This is a genomic window from Hymenobacter sp. M1-2, from assembly GCF_057808495.1.
Genome location: NZ_JBTYZO010000013.1, coordinates 76,816 through 92,429, shown reverse-complemented (window position 1 = coordinate 92,429; position 15,614 = coordinate 76,816). Strand labels below are relative to the sequence as shown.

Here is a 15,614-nt window from a genome sequence, read left to right as displayed (position 1 = left end):
TGTTTGCCGAACATAGTTCTTTTACAATACGCAAAAGAGCGTTGAGCAACATTTCACGCGCAAAACTAAAAAGCCCGTTCCGTACAGATTTACTGCACGGAACAGGCTTTTCCAACAAGCGTGCCGGATTTAGTGTGTGCGCTGGGTTGCTTTGGCTACGGGCACCACAGTAGCTTCCTCGGCGGGCCGCAGCATGGCCAGCAAATCAGAGAGTTGGTGCTTGAGTTGCTTACGATCTACGATGAAATCGAGGAAGCCGTGCTCCAACACAAATTCCGCGCTTTGAAAGCCTTTGGGCAAGTCTTTACCAATAGTTTCTTTGATAACGCGCGGTCCGGCAAAGCCAATCAACGCGCCTGGTTCAGCAATGTTGAAATCGCCGAGCATGGCAAACGAAGCCGTTACGCCGCCTGTGGTGGGGTCGGTTAGAAGTGAAATGTAGGGCACCCCAGCTTCCGAGAGCAGTGCCAGCTTAGCCGACGTTTTTGCCATCTGCATCAACGAAAAGCCGGCTTCCATCATTCTCGCCCCGCCGGAGCGCGAAATCATCAGAAACGGCAGGCGCTGCTGACGGGCGTAGTCGATGGCACGGGCAATCTTCTCCCCTACCACCGAACCCATGGAGCCGCCGATGAAACGAAAATCCATAGCCGCTACCACTAAACCCTGGCCGTTGGACTGCCCGTGCGCGGTCCGCACGGCATCGCGTAGGCCAGTGGTTTTTTCGGTGGCCGCCACGCGCTGCGGATAGGCTTTGGTGTCCACAAAGTGCAGCGGGTCATCGGAGTGCATGTCGGCATCGAGTTCCGTGTACCGGCCTTCGTCGAAGAGGATGTCGAAGTAGTCGGCCGCGTCAATCCGCTCGTGGTGGTTGCAGTTGCCGCAGGTAAATAGCAGGCGCTTATGCTCCGCCATTGTGGCTACCACTTTGCACTCCGGGCACTTGTGCCACAGCCCGTCCGGCGTCTCCTTCTTCTGCTCCGTCGGCGTGACGATGCCCTTCTCTACGCGCTTAAACCAAGACATTCTTACTGAATTAGGAATTGAGAATGAGGAATGAAGAATTAGACCCGAGATGAGTGAAGAATAAGAACTAAAAAATTCTTCATTCCTGATTCCTAACTCTTCATTCAAATTACGCCAGCGTGATGCTGTCGTCCAGGTACACGTCCTGGATGGTGTTGAGCAGTTCCACGCCTTCGGCGAAGGGGCGCTGAAAAGCTTTACGGCCCGAAATGAGACCTTGCCCGCCGGCGCGCTTGTTGATAATGGCCGTTTTGATGGCCGCGTCCCGGTCGCCGGCGCCGAGGCTTTCACCACCCGAGTTGATGAGTCCGATGCGGCCCATGTAGCAATTGGCTACTTGGTAGCGCGTCAGGTCGACGGGATGGTCGGTGGCCAGCGTTTCGTACATGGCCTTGTGGGTCTTGCCGAACTTCAAGGTAGAGAAACCGCCGTTGTTTTCCGGCAGCTTCTGCTTGATGATGTCGGCCTGAATAGTAACGCCAAGGTGGTTGGCCTGGCCCGTAAGGTCGGCGGCTACGTGGTAGTCTTTGTCGGCAGTCTTGAAGGCATTGTTACGCGTGTAGCACCACAGCACCGTCGCCATGCCCAGCTCGTGCGCCCGCTCAAACGCCTGGCTCACTTCTATGATCTGGCGGTTCGATTCTTCAGAGCCAAAATAGATGGTAGCGCCCACCGCTGTAGCCCCCAGGTTCCAAGCTTCCTCTACCGAGCCAAACAGAATTTGGTCGAACTTATTGGGATAGGTCAGCAGCTCGTTGTGGTTGATTTTGACCAGGAACGGAATCTTGTGGGCATACTTGCGCGCTACCGTGCCGAACGTACCAAACGTAGTAGCTACCGCGTTGCAACCACCTTCTACCGCCAGCTTGATGATATTTTCGGGGTCGAAGTACATCGGATTTGGGCCGAAAGACGAACCCGCCGTGTGCTCAATGCCTTGGTCGACGGGCAGAATGCTCAGGTAGCCCGTGCCCGCCAGTCGGCCGTGATTGTATAGCTGCCCCAGGCTTCGCAGCACTTGCGGCGTCCGGTTGGAAGGCACGAAGCAACGGTCCAGAAAATCGGGGCCGGGCAGGTGCAGCAGGTCCTTACTAATGGTTTTACACTCGTGCTGAAGCAATGCCTGAGATTCGGCATTGAGGTGGGCCGTGATGGAAGCCATTGGTTGGGTGGTTACGTGGTAAATCGGGCCGGATTGGCGGGCCAAATATAGGGCGAAATTCCCTTGCTTCCGGGGCCAGCGCTGGGACGTGGGCCTATTGCTGAGTACCTTGCCGTGGGATATTGCGGGCAATTGGCCCGACGACCCAAACCTTGCCTTTTCAACTGCTGTATCTTGTGAAAAAAACTGTTTACTATTTTCCCATGCTGGCCTTGGCGGCTGCCTTCGTGCTGCCGGGTTGCGTGGCTTCCAAGAAGTACGATGACTTAAAAGCCCGCCAGGCATCGACGGAGCTGGGCAAAGCGGATGCGGAACGGCAGCAGCGCACCGCCGTGGCGGAGTTGAAAAAAGCCACCGACGAGCTGGCCGAAATGCGCCTAGCCAACCGTCGCCTCGTTGATGACTCGGCCCAGACGGGCAATGCCCTGCGCCGCACCCGCCAGCTCTACACTCAGCTCACCGACAGCTACGACAAGCTGCTCAAAAACTCGGACCGAGAATTGGCCAATAAATCATCCGACTACAACAAGGTGGCTCAGGACCTAGCCCGCCGCGAAGCCGAATTAGGCGACCTGGACGTGTCGCTGCGAAAAACCCGCGCCGACATCGACCGGCTCAATGCGGACCTCAAAACCCGCGAAGCCAAGCTGGCCGAACTGGAAAAAGCCCTGGCTGAAAAAGACAAGGCCGTAAACGACCTGCGCGCCAGCGTAGCCAATGCGTTGCGCGGCTTTCAGGGCACCGATTTGCAGGTGAAGATGAAGGATGGCAAAGTGTACGTATCGCTCTCCGAGCAGCTGCTCTTCAAAACCGGCTCCACCAAAGTAGATCCTAAAGGACAAGAGGCGCTGAAGCAGCTGGCCGCCGTGCTTAAAACCCAGCCCGACGTAAACGTGGTAGTCGAAGGCCACACCGATAACGTCGCCTTCAGCCGTCCTACCGCCGCCATGCAGGACAATTGGGACCTAAGCGTGCTCCGTGCCACCGAAATTGCGCGTCTGCTCACCACGGGCGGCGTGCAGCCGGAGCGCGTCACGGCGTCGGGCCGCTCGCAATACGTGCCCGTAGTTCAAAACGACTCTCCTTCCAACAAGGCATTGAACCGTCGTACCGAAATCATTCTGACGCCTAAACTGAATGAGCTGCTCAAGATTCTGGACAGCAATTCGGTGACAAGTAAGTAGAGGGCAGGATAGAGACCTTGGCTGTAGGGCGTTGGGGCGTGGATGATGGTCTGACCTGACTAGTTTCGTTGAATGCTCTCTGCTTGGTTACTGGCGCCAACTACCTGACATAACAAAGCCGGCCTTATGGGGCCGGCTTTGCTTTATCGTGTTGTGTTGGCAAAAAGTACCGCTTATCTGGTGGTTGGTAGGGTCACATTCAGACGAGCGAAGTAGAAGCCGCCGTTGAAGCCGAATTGGTTGGGATTGTAGAGCGTCCGGCCCCGGTTGGTGTTGTCGAGGTTTGATACGTAGCTCAGGTCAGTGCGACTTTGATCAATGCCACCTTGCGCGTTAAGAGGTGGTTGATTGAAGTTGTTTGGGTCGTTACGCGGATTGACGCGGTATTTATCAGGATATACGTCAAACAAGTTATTGGCACCAACTGATATACTCAACTGTTTCAGGACCTGAAAGCTGATTGTAGCATCCGTTACCCATTTGGCCGCAAACGTTTGGTCGATAGACGAAAATAGGAAGCCACCATTGAAAGTCGTGGGGGCATCAAGGCGAGCATCGCGGTACGTTACTTCACCGAAGCGCACGGTCCGCACATCCAACCCTAGCTTGCCAATCGTGTAGTTGGCGCTCAAAATTATTTTGGTACGCGGCTGTGCGTTCTCTAACCGTCCGCGCTGCTGGCGGTCAAAGAAAATATTACGCACCGCATCATTGCCGACAAGTGTGCTAGGAATATTGACGTTCTGCACTTTAGTCTCAGTGAAGTTAGCTGCTGCTGTCACATTCAACCGGCTTTTCTCACCAATAGCAAATCTATTGTTTAGGACTACGTCAATACCACGCGTGCGAGTATCTACAGCGTTGGCAAAGAACTGTACGATACCGATACCAGCGTTGGGGCCGGGAGGAGTATTAGGACCTAGAATACCATTGACCACTGCTGCTACAGCCGGGTTACCATCGCCTCTGCTAAACTGTGATGATAGCACAATTCGGTCATTGATATCAATTTGATAAGCATCAACCGTCAAAGTAGCCGTGCTAGCCACGCGAGCGGTAATACCCACACTGTAGTTGACAGATTTTTCCTGTTTCAGCGAGCCCACTCCGAACGCTTCTACTACAGTGCTTTCGTTGTTGGCCGTGAGTACCGTTTGCGGGTTACCCTGCACGAATTGGGTGCTGGAGCTAGTAAAATAGCGCTGTTGCAGCGAAGGAGCCCGGAAACCATTACCGACCGTACCGCGCACGGCCAGATCGTTGAGGATGCTAAACCGCAGCGAAGCCTTACCGCTCACGTTTGAGCCAAAGTCGCTGTAGTTTTCGGCGCGGCCTGCCAAACCAACCAAAAGTTTCTCCGTGATGTCGCTTTCCAAATCAAGGTAGCCCGCTACGTTGGTACGGGATCTATCAAGCTCGTCGCCGGGCTGGTAGCCTGGAAATACCTGCGCACCTGGTAAGCCGGGACCATTAGCCGCTGTCACTTGGCGAGTGTTGGACCATGTCACGCCAGTCTGCACGGTACGGTTTCCGCGCTCATACGAGGCAAGCTCACCCGCTTCAATCTGAAAGTTATCGTCGCGGAACTCGCCACCAAACGCTACGTTCAAGGTGCTGACGGCTGGCACGTTCATCAGCTTGCGCGCAAAGTTTAGGTTGACGGTGTTTTGACGGAAATAAATTTTGCCAGCGTAAAACTCGGTCTGGCTGGTGCCGGTTGGCAGCGAAGCATTCAGCGAGTTCGTGACGTTATATTCGAGGCTGTTGCTGCCGTAAGTGTTGCTTAGGTCGAAATTGAAGCCTGCTACTACTCCACGCACGCCCGCAATGAGCGAACGGTCTTTGATGACAGGCTCAATGAACGGCAAGAAGCCGTTAGGATACAAAGTACTGTCCGTCTGCTGGCTATACCGGCCCGGCAAGCGCGCGAAGCCAGCCGCTTTACCTTCGCGCTGCGTTACACCACCAGCAATGTACACTTCGAGGCTTCGGGCGGGAACCAGTGTGAAGGCTGCATTGACAAAGCCACTGTAGTTACGCGCCTGCGAATTGCCAAAGCGTAAGTTGCGACGATCATAGCCTCGCTCACTTACCAATTGATCATCCCGTTCTTTTAACGCCGCGCGTTCGTCACTAGAGAGGGGTACTGTGCGAGGTACGGCGTTGGGGCCTGTAGAAGGATCACCTGGCATCCAAACTGGGTTGGGCTTGCTAGGGTAGTTGCCGCCATTGTCACCCAGGTAAATTAGCGGAGCCGTATCTACCCCACTGCGGTTGGTGTAGCCACGATTCAGGAACTGGCCGCTTACATCAATAAAACCGCGGCCGCCGAGACCAATACCAACGTTGGCATCCGCCTGAAATAAATCTCCGTCGCCTTCGTAAGTCTGGCCCGCGGTGCTGCTCACGTTTACCCCTGTAGAGTCGTCTTTGAGCTGAATATTGATAACGCCCGCAATAGCATCGGAGCCGTATTGCGCGGCGGCACCATCGCGCAGCACTTCGATACGTTTGATAGCGGCGGGCGGAATCACGTTCAAATCGGTTCCTACCGAGCCGCGGCCTACGGTACCGTTGATGTTGACCAGTGAGGACGTATGACGGCGTTTACCGTTCACAAGCACCAGCACCTGATCGGGGCCCAGGCCGCGCAAGCTGGCTGGGTCGATGTGGTCCGTACCATCGGAAATGGTTTGGCGGGCGGACTGGAATGATGGTGCCGTAAAGCTCAGTACCTGCGAAACATCGGTTTGGGCGAAAGCGCGAATCTCGCGGGGTGATATTACATCGACCGGCGAAGTGGTGAGGATGTTGGAGCGGCCTTCGGTAGCGCGTGAGCCGGTTACAACAATTTCGTTGAGGTCGGTGCTGCTCACTTCCAGCTTCACTTCTATGTCGGTGCGGCCTTGTACCGGTACCTGTTGGGGCACGAAGCCTATGGCGGAGAAAGTGAGCGTGGAGTTAGGCGAAACCTTGAGTACAAACCGGCCTTCGCTGTTGGTAGCGGTGCCATTGGTGCTGCCGCGTTCCAATACAGTGGCGCCCGGAATATTCTCTCCTTTACTATCCAGCACGTGACCCGACACGGAGATTTTGTCGGCGTCAGTTTGGGCTCTTGAGGCTAACCCCGTAAGGAGCAGCAACATGAAGAGTAACAGCTTTTTCATACGCAAAAAAGAGAAGTGGAAAGTTGAAATGTAAAAAGCTTGATTTCGTAGCGGTGTCTTCTATTTAGAATTGACCAGAAGCACGGCTAAGGACGATTTGTGAAAAATGAAGCTACTGTGAAAAAAGTAATAATGCAGGTGGTGGCAGAAGCAAAATGTAGCTCAAGCTGAATTATTGACGTTCAGGCAGCTAACATCCTGGGCTTCACCTAAGTGATTTCTCCCGCCACGAACTTTACTTATCTGAGCCGGAAAGTAAAAGGCAGCTCGTATATCACCGGAACAGCGCGGGAGCCAATGCGGCCGGGGGTCCATTTGGCTTCCACGGTACGGGACACACGCAACGCCTCTTCGTCGCAGCCGCTGCCGATGCCTTGCACCACTTTATGGTTGGAGATGTTGCCCAACGTATCTACTAGAAAGCTCACTACCACTTTGCCCTGTACGTTGCGGTTTTGCGCCTGCGCCGGATAATTAAGCTTGACCATATAATTGGCTAAAGCATCGTGGCCCCCTATACACCAAGGCGGCTGGCTAAGCAAAGTCTTCTCCCACACTCCTGGCTGTATTTCGGCTAGATATTCCTTTCCATCGGGGCGGAAGTAGGTCATCTGACCAGTGGTATGGTCGTATTTCTGCGCTAAGATTTGCTCGCCATTGGCAGCATAGCTATAGTATTCCCACTCACCAACCTTTTCGTTCTTCTCCACCATTCCACTTTCCCATTTACTGGTTCGTAGTTTTTGCGCCTCGGCAGTAAAGGAGCAACTTAGTGAAGTAAACAACATCAGCAGTAAAACTCGAACCATATTCAAATATTTCAAATGGAATAGGCCATAGGGATATTCTACAGCCTAAAGGTGTTAGTTTCGAACAATATATGACGTATTCTTCATACAGACCGGCTATCCCTCAAATTTTCTTTGTGTGTCTTAGCCTCTTGCAAGCTGACAGCGCGACTATCTAGCCCACGAAGCATATGTACCTGTGCCTTAGGCTTCGGCAAGAGTTGTGTTATAAAATTCTGGTTACTAAGCTTTGAGGAACATTTTTTGCTACTATCATTATTCTTCACACGTTCATTCATTTCCTCTTATGCGCTCATTTCTTTACTTCCGTCTTTTTCTGATAGTAGCCCTTCTAACAGGAAGTAGGCAAATAGCTACCGCTTCACACGCAATAGGCGGCGACTTGACCTACACTTACATTGAAGGATCCACTTCACAGTATCGTGTTGTTGCCCGTTTGTATGGCCGGGAGCCTGAAGGCGTACCTGATTTCGGGGATACTGCCTTTTTGCAATGCAACCTAAATGGCTGCGCGAATCCTGCCTCAGGCAGTTTTGTTGCTAGTCTCAACCGAACTTCAGTGGTTGCCAGACAGCTAAGGTGCGTAGGCAGCCGATCCTATAGAATATCGCAATTTGAAGGCGTGGTAACGCTGCTTCCCGGTCAATGGACACTTATAGTCAATTCTGAAAACCGTTCCAGTGGCAGCAACCTCGGCAATGGAAACGGGGATGCCTATACCATGTACCTCAAGGCTTTTTTAGATAACTCCAGTGGCCTAACTAACTCTTCGCCCCGCTTTACTTCATTTACACTGCCTTACGTGTGTGCTAGCCAACCGTACCGCTACAGCTTCAGCACCTTCGAGCCCGATGGCGACTCTTTGGTGTATCGCTCAGTGGAGCCTCTTACCAGTGCTATTCTGCCCACCCCTACTGTTGGTTGCCCTTTTCCTGCGCTCTACAGCAATTACCCTGGTGGGCAGTTTCAGGATCCTGTTAATGGACAAACGGCATCTTACCTAGCTGGTCAGTTTTCGACCAGTCTTCCCCTTTTGTCTTTCCGGGCCAACAATGGTGTAGCGGTGCCACAATTTGAATTGAATGCCGCTACTGGAGATTTGCTCACTACTCCGGTGCTACAAGTTGGCGACAACGTGGTAGCGGTGCGGGTAGATGAGTACCGCCGGGTGAATGGTACCTGGACGCAGATAGGCAGTGTAACCCGTGATGTTGTTTATTCCGTGTTCAATGGTGACGGCAACCGTAACCCCAGCTTCACCAACCTTACGTTAACGGGAACTTCTGCTCCCCAACCCATCGACCAAGCTATTGTAGCCCAGCCTGGTCAATTAGTTTCCCTTACCCTCACCGCCGCCGACCAAGACGCTGGCCAGATAATACGACTCAGCAGCGACGTAGCGGCCACGGTTCCTGGTGCCTCCTTCCAGACGCAAGGCATCAACCAAGGTGTTTTAAGCTGGCAAGTACCTGCGAATATTCAGCCAGGCCGTTATACCTTCACCGTAACAGTAGCCGACAATGGCTGCCCGATAAATGGCTCCGAGGTTCGTACTATCTCTTTTATAGTACCCGCCCGGACCTTAGCTACTTCGTCTAGCCGCGCGGTGGTTTTAGCGGCTTACCCCATGCCCTTCACTGAGCGAGTGCAGTTTCAACTGCCCACTGCTGCTGTACAGCCGGTTACTATCATCGATGGCCTAGGCCGTGTAGTGACTACGCTCATGAGCCGCTCTGATGGGAACGTGGAATGGCGCCCGGCAGCCACTGTGGCCGCGGGTGCCTATTTCGCTCGCTCCAACAACGGTAAGTATGTTTTCCGGCTGCTGCGCGAATAGAGTCACAGCGCATTTATTAGTTGCTACAGCAGTCACCTGACTTCCCATCCATAAAAAAGGGTGCCCTAACTACCAGACTATCGGTAGTTAGGGCACCCTTTTTATGACGGCTTAAGCAGGCTCAACTACAAGCTGCTTTTAGCCGATAGCCTGGCGCAAGTCCTCAATCAAATCTTCGACATCCTCAATGCCTACGCTGAGACGAATGAGAGAATCGGAGAGGCCAGCTTTGCGGCGCTCTTCGGCCGGGATGCTGGCGTGCGTCATAGTAGCGGGATGGCCCGAGAGGCTTTCTACGCCGCCGAGGCTTTCGGCCAGGGAGAACAGTTGAAACTTCTCCAGCACGGCTACGGCATCTTCTTTCCGGTCGCCTTTGAGCACGAAGGAAATCATGCCCCCGAAGTCGCGCATTTGGCGGGCGGCTACGTCATGGTTGGGATGCGCGGCCAAGCCAGGCCAGTACACTCGCTCCACTCGCGGGTGGCTGTTGAGGTACTCGGCTATGGCGCGGCCGTTTTCGCAGTGGCGTTGCATGCGCAAGTGTAGGGTTTTGAGGCCACGCAGTACCAGAAAGCAATCCTGAGGGCCTGGCGTGCCGCCGCAGGCATTCTGCAAAAACCGCAGCCGCTCGTGCAGTTCGTCGTCCTTTACAATGAGGGCGCCCATTACCACGTCGGAATGGCCGCCCATGTACTTAGTTAGGGAGTGCATCACTACGTCGGCACCTAAGTCCAGAGGCGTCTGCAAGTAAGGCGTCGAGAAGGTATTGTCTACCACGAGCAGGGCCCCGGCTTTCTTGGCTATGGCAGCAGCAGCGGCAATATCGATGACGTTGAGGAGCGGGTTGGTGGGCGTTTCCACCCAGATGAGCCGAGTGCGCTCCGTCACCTTCTCCTCCACGGCTTGCATGTCGTGCATGGGCACGAAATGGAACTTGATGCCGTAGTTGGCAAATACCTTGGTGAAGAGCCGGTAGGAACCGCCGTACAAATCGTTGGTGCTGATGACTTCGTCGCCGGGTTGCAACAGCTTGATGAGGCAATCGATGGCTGCCATGCCGGAGGCGAAAGCCAAGCCGTGCTGCCCGTTTTCCAGCGCCGCGAGGGCGTCTTGCAGCTGCGTGCGGGTGGGATTGTGGGTGCGCGAGTACTCGAAGCCTTTATGGTCGCCGGGCGAGCGTTGCACGTAGGTCGACGTCTGGTAGATAGGCGTCATGATGGCTCCGGTTTCGGGGTCGGGATGCACGCCGGCGTGAATGGCCTTGGTTCCGAATTTCATATCGTGAGACTAAGAGCTGGGGAAATTGGGGGTTGGGCGGCAAAGGTAACCACGCGTTGGCAGCAACGAGCCGCAGGACGGACTTCACTACCGCACGCGGCAACTAAAAGTTCTTCAACTCTTTCTGTAAAAAGCCACTGCTTCTGGCATGTATCATTATCTTTCGGCAAAATTGTATTCACCTTTTTCTCCAGCAGCTTGAAGAAACTTCTACTCCTTTTATTCTGCGTAGGTATGCAACTGGCCACCTACGCTGCTCCCTCTCCCACCGATTCCCTGGCCGCCGAACAGGCTTACATCGACTCGGTGCAGGCCACACTTCACTACCAGACGGGCCATATCACGCTGCCTGGAGGAATAGGTGCCATCAACGTGCCGGCTGGTTTCCGCTACCTCGACGCCCCGCAGAGCGACTATGTGCTCACCAAGCTCTGGCGCAACCCCGATGGCGAGTCGCTAGGTATGTTGTTTCCCGCTGACCGAGGCCCGCTCGACGATAACAACTGGGCCTTCGTAGTGGAGTACGACCCTTCGGGCTATGTGGAAGACGATGATGCCGCCGACATCAACTATGATGACCTGCTGAAGGAAATGCAGGAAGACACCGAAGAAAGCAATGCAGAGCGCCAGGCCAACGGCTATGAGCGTATTTTGCTGGTCGGCTGGGCCGCCAAGCCTTATTACGATGCCAAGCTGAACGTGCTGCACTGGGCCAAGGAACTGCGTTTCGGCGGCTCGTCTACTACCACGCTCAACTACAACGTGCGGGTGCTAGGCCGCAAGGGCGTGCTCAACCTGAATGCTGTGGGTGAAATTCCGCAGCTAGCCGAAATTCGGGGCACCATTCCATCCGTTATTAAAAGCGTGGAGTTTGCCAAAGGCCAGCAGTACGCCGACTTCGACCCCAAAATTGATGAGGTAGCGGCTTACGGCATTGGCGGGCTCGTAGCGGGTAAGGTGCTGGCTAAAGTGGGAGCCTTTGCGCTGCTAGCGAAATTCTGGAAAGTACTGCTGGCACTGGTGGCCGGCGGCTGGGCAGCTATTCGACGCTTCTTCGGAGCCAAAACTGACGACGAATAAGCGGCATCCTTCTGCCCCGAGCTGCAGGCTAGCGCAGCCTTCCGCCATTTTCTTACGTTCTACCTTCGGGCCGGCGCCTTCACGCCGGCCCGATTGTTTTACTGCTGCTTATGGCTTTTCTCCGGGAGCTTTTTCAAAAAAACGCCTCCACGCTACTCTCAATGCTATTGCTGGCGGGCCTACCGTTTGTGGGTAGCTCCTCGCTAGGCTTTCTGCTTTACCGCCACCAAGATTGGTTGCAGCAGCCGAGCTTACTGGAGGCCGTGCTGTACTTTTTGGCCATCGGAGTAGCTATGGCCTTTTCCTTGCTCCATACTACAGTGGCCGTGTTGCTCACGGGCTTCTACTTTGGTTGGGCTGGTTTCCCTGGCATGCTGGTGGCGTACACACTAGCCGCTCTCACGGGCCACTACCTAGCCTCCAGCCTCGACCACGGCAAGATGCTCACTTTTCTGAGCCATTTTCCCAAGGCCAATGCCGTGATGCGCGAAATGAAAAACGACAGCTGGCAGTTTGTGTTTCTGCTTCGGATTTCTCCCGTTACACCGTTTGCGCTGATGACTTTTATTCTGGCGGTGATGGGCGTAGACCGGCGGCGCTTCTTGTTGGCTTCGGTGGTCGGCATGCTGCCGCGCAGCCTCTTCTTCTTCTGGCTTGGCACCAAAGCGCAGGATGTATTTACGCTGCTCCGTGACCCTGATACCGGCACTGCTGGCAAACTGCTCGTAGCGGTTTTGGTTACGGTTTCTTTCTTTGGGCTTTATTACTTATTCACTCGGGCCTTGCGACGGGCATTAAGCAAAGGCGCTAAAATGGAGTAAAAAATTTCCCTGAAATTCAGCACCTTGCAGGCTTTACTACAAAATTTGTGGCCTAAAAACTATTCCTGGCTTGCACAGCGCCGTCCTTCCCTGCTATCTTTGCAAAACCAAAACGGAAAAACGCTCCGCAAAATGGTAAAAATGGTTGTGTAGCTCAATTGGATAGAGCATCTGACTACGAATCAGAAGGTTTAAGGTTCGACTCCTTACACGACCACAGAAAACCTCATTCACACGCTGTGAATGAGGTTTTTGCTTTTCCATCGGACAGAATATCGGACAGTCGGGCTTGACCGGGGCTAGAAGGACAAAGTTTTTTCGAGCTTGTCCTCCGCTGAATATACTTTTTCTCTCGCCAAGGGAAATTAGAGCAAATCTCAAGTTGGTGTATGGGTTTGGATATGTCTTTTGCGCATGAAAGCCTATTCGAATGATTTGCGGGAGCGTGTAGCAGCGGCGTGTGCCGAGCCTGGTGCCACCCACGCCGTCGCCGCCCGGTTCTGTGTATCAGGTTCGTTTGTCGAAAAGCTGCGCCAGTGCCAGCGGGCGAGCGGTTCGGTGGCCTCGCTGCCCCACCGCAGCGGCCCGGCGCCGCTGCGGTGGGGCAGCGAGGCCCGCACGGAACTAGTGGCCTGCTGGCGCCAGCAGCCCGACGCGACCCTGAACCAGGTGCGCGTGTGGGTAACCGCACTGGGCGGCCCGGCCGTGAGCCGGGCCAGGCGGAAGCGGGCCGTACAGGGACTGGATTGGCGGCAAAAAAAAGAGCGTCCACGCCGCCGAGTGCGACACCGCCCGCGTGCGGGCCGCCTTCCTCGAAGCCGTGCAAAGCGAAGACGTTACCTGCTTTAAGTTTGTGGACGAAACAAGCACGAACCTGACGTACTGCCGCCGGTACGCTCGCGCCGCAGGCGGGCAACGCGCCAACTAGGCCACGCCGCTGCACGGTGGCCCGAATGTAACGCTCGTGGCGGCGCTGATCCCAAACGGCTTGCAAGCGGCTATGCCCGTGAGCGTAGCCGTCAACTGCGACGTGTTTGCCGCTTACCTCGACCAAGTACTCGGCCCCACGCTCGTGCCCGGCGACGTAGTCATGCTCGACAACCTACCGGCCCATACAGTGGCTGGCCTGGCCGCCCGCGTCGAAGCCCGCGGCGCACGCTTGCTGTAGTTGCCGCCCTACTCGCCCGATTTCAATCCCATCGAACGCGCTTTTAGCAAGCTCAAATCGTGGCTACGCACGGCGCAAGCCCGCACCCGCGACGCCTTGGAGGCCGTCAGCCAAATGGCCACGGAATGGGTGACCGGAGCCGACGCGAAAAACTGGTTTGACCATTGTGGCTACCACGTACACTAACCTGAAAACTGCTCTGGTATCCTTGTTGTCCATTTTGTTATCCGTGACGTACATTTGTGAGAATTATTAACGCATAAATGTGGAAACACACTGCTTAATGTACACTAAACCTGGTCCACATTTATCGGATCTGTTGAGCAACAACCCAAAAAAGAGATGCCAGCCGGGGTAGATGGAGACACGGGAGGCCGCATCAAGCAGATTTTTGAGCACTACCGACTTAGCACCTACGAGGCGAACCAGAAGCTGGGCTACGCCCGGTCTTCCAAGCTCTACAAAGTGCTCAGCGGGGACGTGAAGCCGTCGTATGAAACGACAACCGACTTGCTGGCTGCTTTCCCGGACGTGTCGGCCGAGTGGCTGCTGATGGGCAAGGGGCCAATGCTGCACAGCGCGCCGCCGGCGGCACCCATTGAGTTGCCCAAACCGACGATGCAGCCGTCACGAGCTGTGTTCAGCAGCGCCCAAATTCAGACCATAACGGTGGACCGGATGGCAATGAAACCACGATGCTGATGCCGCTGGCGGTGCAGGCGGGCTACCCGACGCTGTGCAACGAGGCGGTGTACCTTCAGGACATGAAGTCGTATGAGCTACCCGGCTTCGAATATGGCGAGTACCGGGCATTCGAGGTAGATGGGGACAGCATGTACCCGACGTTTCGGCACCGCAACATCGTGGTGTGCAAGAACGTGGACCGGCTGGACCTGCTCAAGCCGGACGAGTGCTACGTCATTGTAACGTCGGAAAACCTGCTGCTCAAGCGCATTCCGGCCGTGATTACCGACCGGCGCGGCACGTTTGGACTGCACTCGGACAACCCGGCGTTTAAGCCCTACACGCTGCCGGTGGTTGATTTGCAGCAGCTCTGGATGGTGCGGGACCACCTCTCGACGAGCATTCCGGGCAAGCCCGACCACACGGCGGCCCGCCTGATGGAACGGCTCCAGGAAGTGATTGAGTTGCTGGGCCACGACTACAACGAGGTGCGGCATTTCCTGAACCAGGGAGCCACGACCCCGGCGCGGAAGTAGCGCTACGCACGGCCGGTGCCCTTACCGGTTTTAACGGTGCGCTTTTCGGCTTTGAGCGCGGCCAGCACCTCGGCGCGTTTGAGGTAGGTGCGGCGGCCCATCTTGTGGTAGGTGAGCAAGCGCCGGCGTTTCCATTCGTGGACCGCGTCTGGGGGCACACGTCGAGCATTTCGGCGGCCTCCTGCACGGTCAGCAGGTCGGCGGCGGGGGCATCTAGCGGGCCGGCCGGGGCGCTGGGTGGTTTTGTGCCGGAAGATGGCCCGCAGGTCTTCGAGCAGTTGGGCGTAGGGAACGGGGGTAAGCAAAACAGGCTTCATGAGGGTGCGCTGCTGGGATTATTGGCCAGCGACAACCCAAAGGGAGCCTGTTTTTCGTGCGGGGTTAATCGTCCGCATGAAGTTTGTATGAAACAGATTGAAGCCGCATGAAAAAAATTTCTGTTCAGCTAAACATTTACGCTGCTATTTTTATATTTCAGCAAACTCTGGCAATGAAATATCTAATGAGGCTGCCTCAAATGCCGTGTTCCGACCGGCACAGACCTCGAAGGGGTTTAGGAAGCAGAAGCAGTTTGTAAGGGGTATTGGCGAAAATTCTTGAGTAGGATTTTCTGCAAGTTCTGGTAGCGGTGATTAAAGCGAAACGCCCATTCTTTCAAATGCAGCAGAAAAGTATGCTTGGGCACGCCGGCAAACAGCAGCAAGCAACTTTTAGCAAAGCCCCGAAACGACGCGATGCCGTTGATATGCGCCACGCCCGGCACCCGCTCGTCCTGCCCGTGCTGCACCCGACGGTGGCAATTGAACCCCACCCCTCTCAGTCCATCATACCCGCGCCAGCCGTTGCTTGCTGCGTGGTTTCG

14 protein-coding genes, 1 tRNA gene and 1 pseudogene are annotated in these 15,614 nt (G+C 55.1%); 9 read left to right on the top strand and 7 right to left on the bottom strand.

Annotation, left to right across the window (positions count from 1 at the left end; translation table 11 throughout):
• Positions 1 to 129: 129 nt before the first annotated feature.
• Complete coding sequence (accD, locus tag ACYSMN_RS13965; RefSeq protein WP_488924510.1) at positions 130 to 1,026, bottom strand: acetyl-CoA carboxylase, carboxyltransferase subunit beta; 897 nt, start codon at positions 1,024 to 1,026, stop codon at positions 130 to 132.
• A gap of 109 nt (positions 1,027 to 1,135) precedes the next feature.
• On the bottom strand, positions 1,136 to 2,188 hold the full coding sequence (locus tag ACYSMN_RS13960; RefSeq protein ID WP_488924509.1) for a class I fructose-bisphosphate aldolase: 1,053 nt from the start codon (positions 2,186 to 2,188) through the stop codon (positions 1,136 to 1,138).
• Positions 2,189 to 2,364: 176 nt separating this feature from the next.
• Here ACYSMN_RS13960 and ACYSMN_RS13955 point away from each other — a divergent pair, with 176 nt between their 5' ends.
• Positions 2,365 to 3,372 carry an OmpA family protein gene (locus tag ACYSMN_RS13955; RefSeq protein WP_488924508.1) on the top strand — a complete coding sequence of 336 codons (1,008 nt, stop codon included), beginning with the start codon at positions 2,365 to 2,367 and terminating at the stop codon, positions 3,370 to 3,372.
• Positions 3,373 to 3,545: 173 nt separating this feature from the next.
• On the opposite strand, the gene ACYSMN_RS13950 is transcribed toward ACYSMN_RS13955, so the two are convergent.
• Together ACYSMN_RS13950 and ACYSMN_RS13945 are read right to left on the bottom strand one after the other, a co-directional pair.
• A complete protein-coding gene (locus ACYSMN_RS13950) occupies positions 3,546 to 6,539 on the bottom strand; it encodes a TonB-dependent receptor (protein WP_488924507.1) in 2,994 nt (997 codons plus the stop codon).
• A gap of 239 nt (positions 6,540 to 6,778) precedes the next feature.
• Positions 6,779 to 7,252, bottom strand: a complete 474-nt coding sequence (locus ACYSMN_RS13945; protein ID WP_488924506.1) for an energy transducer TonB — start codon at positions 7,250 to 7,252, stop codon at positions 6,779 to 6,781.
• Positions 7,253 to 7,970: 718 nt separating this feature from the next.
• Here ACYSMN_RS13945 and ACYSMN_RS13940 point away from each other — a divergent pair.
• Positions 7,971 to 9,185, top strand: coding sequence for a putative Ig domain-containing protein (locus ACYSMN_RS13940; RefSeq protein WP_488924505.1), 1,215 nt, complete (start codon positions 7,971 to 7,973; stop codon positions 9,183 to 9,185).
• 138 nt (positions 9,186 to 9,323) lie between these two features.
• Here ACYSMN_RS13940 and ACYSMN_RS13935 read toward each other — a convergent pair whose 3' ends face one another.
• Positions 9,324 to 10,463: a cystathionine gamma-synthase gene (locus ACYSMN_RS13935; RefSeq protein WP_488924504.1), complete on the bottom strand. Its 1,140-nt coding sequence runs from the start codon at positions 10,461 to 10,463 to the stop codon at positions 9,324 to 9,326.
• A gap of 234 nt (positions 10,464 to 10,697) precedes the next feature.
• Between ACYSMN_RS13935 and ACYSMN_RS13930 the strand changes: the two genes are divergently transcribed.
• The 7 genes and pseudogenes from ACYSMN_RS13930 to ACYSMN_RS13900 all read left to right on the top strand — a co-directional run bounded on the left by ACYSMN_RS13930 (position 10,698) and on the right by ACYSMN_RS13900 (position 14,752).
• The gene (locus tag ACYSMN_RS13930) at positions 10,698 to 11,543 is read left to right on the top strand and encodes a DUF2167 domain-containing protein (protein WP_488924503.1); all 846 of its coding nucleotides are present in this window, start codon (positions 10,698 to 10,700) and stop codon (positions 11,541 to 11,543) included.
• A gap of 110 nt (positions 11,544 to 11,653) precedes the next feature.
• Positions 11,654 to 12,364, top strand: a complete 711-nt coding sequence (locus ACYSMN_RS13925; RefSeq protein WP_488924502.1) for a TVP38/TMEM64 family protein — start codon at positions 11,654 to 11,656, stop codon at positions 12,362 to 12,364.
• Between the two features lie 143 nt (positions 12,365 to 12,507).
• Positions 12,508 to 12,581: transfer RNA gene (locus ACYSMN_RS13920), tRNA-Arg, on the top strand.
• Between the two features lie 197 nt (positions 12,582 to 12,778).
• Positions 12,779 to 13,213, top strand: a complete 435-nt coding sequence (locus ACYSMN_RS13915; protein ID WP_488924501.1) for a hypothetical protein — start codon at positions 12,779 to 12,781, stop codon at positions 13,211 to 13,213.
• Between the two features lie 88 nt (positions 13,214 to 13,301).
• A pseudogene (locus tag ACYSMN_RS13910) lies at positions 13,302 to 13,718 on the top strand (transposase).
• A gap of 156 nt (positions 13,719 to 13,874) precedes the next feature.
• Positions 13,875 to 14,234, top strand: a complete 360-nt coding sequence (locus ACYSMN_RS13905; protein WP_488924500.1) for a helix-turn-helix domain-containing protein — start codon at positions 13,875 to 13,877, stop codon at positions 14,232 to 14,234.
• Positions 14,228 to 14,752, top strand: coding sequence for a S24 family peptidase (locus ACYSMN_RS13900; protein ID WP_488924499.1), 525 nt, complete (start codon positions 14,228 to 14,230; stop codon positions 14,750 to 14,752). The genes ACYSMN_RS13905 and ACYSMN_RS13900 overlap by 7 nt, the downstream gene beginning before the upstream one ends.
• Before the next feature lie 2 nt (positions 14,753 to 14,754).
• Here ACYSMN_RS13900 and ACYSMN_RS13895 read toward each other — a convergent pair whose 3' ends face one another.
• Both ACYSMN_RS13895 and ACYSMN_RS13890 read right to left on the bottom strand, forming a co-directional pair.
• Complete coding sequence (locus ACYSMN_RS13895) at positions 14,755 to 15,069, bottom strand: hypothetical protein (protein ID WP_488924498.1); 315 nt, start codon at positions 15,067 to 15,069, stop codon at positions 14,755 to 14,757.
• Positions 15,070 to 15,305: 236 nt separating this feature from the next.
• The gene (locus ACYSMN_RS13890; protein WP_488924497.1) at positions 15,306 to 15,563 is read right to left on the bottom strand and encodes a hypothetical protein; all 258 of its coding nucleotides are present in this window, start codon (positions 15,561 to 15,563) and stop codon (positions 15,306 to 15,308) included.
• Positions 15,564 to 15,614: the final 51 nt, after the last annotated feature.

Coding starts and splice junctions, on each gene's coding strand:
- accD (WP_488924510.1), bottom strand. CDS start 1,026: ATGTCTTGGTTTAAGCGCGTAGAGAAGGGCATCGTCACGCCGACGGAG.
- ACYSMN_RS13960 (WP_488924509.1), bottom strand. CDS start 2,188: ATGGCTTCCATCACGGCCCACCTCAATGCCGAATCTCAGGCATTGCTT.
- ACYSMN_RS13950 (WP_488924507.1), bottom strand. CDS start 6,539: ATGAAAAAGCTGTTACTCTTCATGTTGCTGCTCCTTACGGGGTTAGCC.
- ACYSMN_RS13945 (WP_488924506.1), bottom strand. CDS start 7,252: ATGGTGGAGAAGAACGAAAAGGTTGGTGAGTGGGAATACTATAGCTAT.
- ACYSMN_RS13935 (WP_488924504.1), bottom strand. CDS start 10,463: ATGAAATTCGGAACCAAGGCCATTCACGCCGGCGTGCATCCCGACCCC.
- ACYSMN_RS13930 (WP_488924503.1), top strand. CDS start 10,698: ATGCAACTGGCCACCTACGCTGCTCCCTCTCCCACCGATTCCCTGGCC.
- ACYSMN_RS13925 (WP_488924502.1), top strand. CDS start 11,654: ATGGCTTTTCTCCGGGAGCTTTTTCAAAAAAACGCCTCCACGCTACTC.
- ACYSMN_RS13915 (WP_488924501.1), top strand. CDS start 12,779: ATGAAAGCCTATTCGAATGATTTGCGGGAGCGTGTAGCAGCGGCGTGT.
- ACYSMN_RS13905 (WP_488924500.1), top strand. CDS start 13,875: ATGCCAGCCGGGGTAGATGGAGACACGGGAGGCCGCATCAAGCAGATT.
- ACYSMN_RS13900 (WP_488924499.1), top strand. CDS start 14,228: ATGCTGATGCCGCTGGCGGTGCAGGCGGGCTACCCGACGCTGTGCAAC.
- ACYSMN_RS13895 (WP_488924498.1), bottom strand. CDS start 15,069: ATGAAGCCTGTTTTGCTTACCCCCGTTCCCTACGCCCAACTGCTCGAA.